Raw genomic sequence first — 3,943 nt, 5'->3', positions numbered from 1 at the left:
CATCAATAGCGGCGCTTTTTATGCGAGGATTGCGTCTGAGCACCACATTTGAGCAATCAATCTGCGGGAAGCCGTCTGCTTCTGTCAGAGCGCGGCAACCTGCCGGAATGTTGCTGCTGGCAAGTGGTGCGATCGCCAGACCCGATACGGCTGCAATCTTGAGTCCGCCGCTCGTGTCGCAACTATAGGCCACACGATAGTTGATTTTGGCTTTGTCCAAGGATCCGACTGCGAATTTCTTGCACCAGCTGGAACGCTCATAGATCGCAACCGGGACGACGTCATTTTCATGAACGCAGTGCACGTTCGAGGTGACCCAAACCGTCGGATCAACAAAAAGCACCTCCCCGGTCGTCGGCTGGTCCTGATCGAAAATCACCGCGAGGTCGAGTTCGTCGGCGTCGATGGCCGCCAACTGTGCGGCCGAATATCCACATTTCACAGTCACTTCGACATGCGAATGCTGGCTGGCGAAGGCTGCCAACGCGCGCGGCAATACGGTGTAGCCATACTCTTCCGGAATACCGATCCGCACGGGACCGCCGAGCGGCTTCGCCCGGATCGTGGCGGCCGCCTCGTCCAGCAACCCGATGATCCTGTTGGCGCTGACGAGCAGGAGCTTTCCTTGTGGCGTCAACGCCACGCCGCGTGAACCTCGCTCGAAAAGGCTCTCACCCAAGGTCTCTTCGAGCTTCTTGATCTGAATGCTGACCGCCGATTGTGTTCTGCCGACTTGTTCTGCAGCGCGGGTGACATTCCCAGCAGCAGCCACGGCCACAAACGTACGCAGCAGTTCACTATCCAATGGCAGATTCACAATGATGCTCTCGATAAAAATTTCAGATGGCAGCCATGATTTCTATTCGTTTGTTAAATGTCAAGCTGTGGCGAATCCTGTGTCTCTGTCCAGGAGCGCCAAATGCACAACGTCCGATATCGTGTGATACAATTCTTCAGAGTGTGGCGGGCCGCCAGACATGAACGGCAGTTGTTATTGGAGATCTTGAGCAAGCCAAACGATCGACTGCTCGTCGACGCCGGCATCACCAGGGAGGATGCACTTCGGCTCGTCCGCGGTGATTTGAGGATGCCCCTCTGGTGGCATTCGTCAGTCCCGCAGTGTATCCCCAATGCGCGCACCGCAATTGAGCGGCATACCACACTGACAAGTCCTGGAGGCCGATCATGGCAGCACAACACGTCCACGAAATCGATGCGGCGATAAAGGAACTCATTTCGTCCCGTCGGCAGGAAATTCTGCAGATTGCCCAAAACGGGGCAAACCCGGGTCCGTTGAAGAACGTGGTGGAGATACAGACGGCGATCGATGCCTTGTATCGCGCACGCGAGCAGGAGACCACGTCATCATAATCAATGCTATGCGGCTTTTGGCTCAGTTCGACCGAACATTCACACGTGGTGAGCGAGCGAGCGTGGTTAGGAGGTAGAGCGAGTGGCTGAGTTAAATCGGGCCGGAGCAGAAGTTTCAGAGCGGTTGGCGCGGTTGGTTCTAGACCTGCTCAGGGCGATGGCAGTGCCAGAACGGTTCCTGAATGATTGGCCTGTTCTGAAGGCATCGCGTCGCGTGACCGCTCGGCAGTTGCCAGTACTCGCCTGGCTCGATGAGCTGACCGACGGGGCTTCGCCTATTCTGGCACCCTTCTTGAACGAGATCAGCCGTGCGGCCCCAAAATTGGAATGGCGGCAAACCTACAAAGCTGAGGATTTTGGTCCCGAATTTCTCACCCGTTACGGTTGGACGGAGTTGATCGGGCTGCGAGGACCCATCGCAAGTTCCAAAATTGCGTGTGGCATTCTTCTACTCGGCCCGGAGCTACTTTACCCGGCCCATGCCCACGAGGCAGAAGAAATATACGTGTGCCTTGGCGGCGCTGCTGCTTGGATGCGCGGCGATGAACCGTTCACCAGCCAGCCACCAGGGACCGTCATCCACCATCCCTCATGGATGCCTCATGCCATGCGCACCAGTTCCAAGCCTTTGGTAGCCTTGTATGTGTGGCGCGGGGGCGATCCGGCGGCGAAGTCGAAGATCATCGCGCCGTCTTAACACGATGCGGCGTCGGTAACTGCCGAAGACCTGGCCCATTCGGGCTGGTTCTGTTGGCGATCCCGAGCAATTTCATGGGATAATAGCCCAAGGTCTAGGGCTTGGGCACCTCGGCTAACCGCCGCCCTGTATTGCGAGGTTTTATACAAACCCAAATAATGCAAAGCTGATGGCTGCCTTTTGTATCAAGACTAAATTATATGCATATTCTCAGTATAAAGTAATAGCGGGAATACTGTTTCGGGGGGAACAAGATGTATCGGCGCAATGTTCTGGAGGGGCTGTTGGCCAGCATGCTCGTCGGCGTGACGGGCTGTGCAACGCCCAGACCCATTCGGCCGTTGCCTAAGAATGCGTCCATTGATGCCCACTGCCATCTGTTCAATGCATCGGATTTGGCGGTCACCCACTTCATTCGCTATGTTTTTCTGAAGAATTATCCCCAGCAGTCCGAGCAAAAGCTGCTTGGCGTAAAGGACAGAGATATCGTCGACGGCGTCATCGAACTCCTTATAATGATCTTGGGAGCGAACAACGCTCCGACGGCCAAACAGGAACTGGTCGTACTCAAAGGGTTGAAGAATCCTAAGCCATCCAACGCCAGCGAGCAGGCTGCCAGTGAAATCGCTGTAACCCAGATTGCAAAATTCATCTCCAAGCATGCGCTCAATGCCTCAATCAAATCGGCTAGAAGTTCGGACTTAAGCGGATCGGAGCTTCTGGTAACGAGAATTTTGGAGGCTGGAGGTTCTTCTCCCAATGAATTGAGGGCTTTTAGCTCTGGTCAGGCGAAAATTGCAGCTGCCCGCGCCTTCATTTCCTTCGAGGAAATCGGTGTCTATCTACGGTGGTTCAATCTGTTCACCCTCTATCGCTACGTGCTTTTGGAGAAATTGATCAAGGCCACGCGGAAACAGGGACCTCAACCCGCACTACTCGCTCCGGCACTTGTCGATATGGATAAGTGGTTGGAAGAATCGGCCAAATCGCCCCTGATCGATCAAATGGAGGTAATGGGATTTGTATTCCAACGTAGGGAAAGCCCTGCAGTTCACGGCTATTTCCCGTTCGATCCACTCAGGGAAATCTACTTCAGGCAAAAGAAAGGACCGGAAGTCAGTTCGCTCAGGATGTGCAAAGATGCCCTCCTCAACCACGGGTTCATCGGTGCCAAGGTTTATCCACCGATGGGCTTCCGTGCGTCAAAAAATTCCGGCACTTACCCGGACAAGATTCATAAGGATCTCAGCGGTAACTTAAGCACATTGCTGGACGGCGTGCTGGATGAATTCTATGCATTGTGTGTTGATCTGGATGCGCCCATCCTGACCCACGCATATGCTTCCAACGCCGCTAATAAAGATTATGGAATGCGTGCCGACCCGGCATTCTGGTCTCCCGTTTTTCAAAAACATAGGAAATTGCGGGGCTGTCTCGGTCATTTCGGTAGTTTTGACCTGATATCGGCTTCCGCACACTCCCAGACCTTGCCCGAGGCAAGTTGGGAATGGACCTTCGGGCGCGACATCGTCCGGTTGCCGAATAACCGGATCTTCGCCGACATGAGCTATTTTTCCGAGGTTCTCACCTTAAAGACTGCCGAGCGAGACGCGTTGGCGGCGACGTTTCGGCGATGGGTCGAAACCTTCGATCCGGGCATCGAACGGCTGGTGTTCGGTACGGACTGGCTGATGCTGGGAAAGGAACGGGATTTCGGCAACTACATTCCGGAGGTCGACTATTTTCTCCAACACGATTGCGGGGTCAGCGCCGAAGGGAGAAGACGGTTCTTCTTTGAGAATGCGATCAACTTTTTGGGGCTTGAGCGTGGCGGCGGCACCCGCAAACGAGTTCTGTCGTTCTACGCCGCAAATG

At 54.7% G+C, this 3,943-nt stretch carries 4 protein-coding genes; 3 read left to right on the top strand and 1 reads right to left on the bottom strand.

Annotated elements, in window-relative coordinates; translation table 11 throughout:
- The coding region (locus tag ACXJ5O_RS20840) for a LysR family transcriptional regulator (protein ID WP_457301554.1) at positions 1–817 on the bottom strand (817 nt) is incomplete at its 3' end.
- Between the two features lie 368 nt (positions 818–1,185).
- On the opposite strand from ACXJ5O_RS20840, the gene ACXJ5O_RS20835 reads away from it, so the two are divergent.
- The 3 genes from ACXJ5O_RS20835 to ACXJ5O_RS20825 form a co-directional block, all read left to right on the top strand.
- Positions 1,186–1,371, top strand: coding sequence for a hypothetical protein (locus tag ACXJ5O_RS20835; RefSeq protein WP_224515120.1), 186 nt, complete (start codon positions 1,186–1,188; stop codon positions 1,369–1,371).
- Positions 1,372–1,453: 82 nt separating this feature from the next.
- Positions 1,454–2,068, top strand: coding sequence for a dimethylsulfonioproprionate lyase family protein (locus tag ACXJ5O_RS20830; protein WP_457301553.1), 615 nt, complete (start codon positions 1,454–1,456; stop codon positions 2,066–2,068).
- 293 nt (positions 2,069–2,361) lie between these two features.
- The coding region (locus ACXJ5O_RS20825; protein ID WP_457301555.1) for an amidohydrolase family protein at positions 2,362–3,943 on the top strand (1,582 nt) is incomplete at its 3' end.

The sequence above is a fragment of the Phyllobacterium sp. P5_D12 genome, from assembly GCF_054049495.1.
Note: the sequence above shows the minus strand (reverse complement) of the source record. Positions and strands in the feature narration are given on the sequence as shown.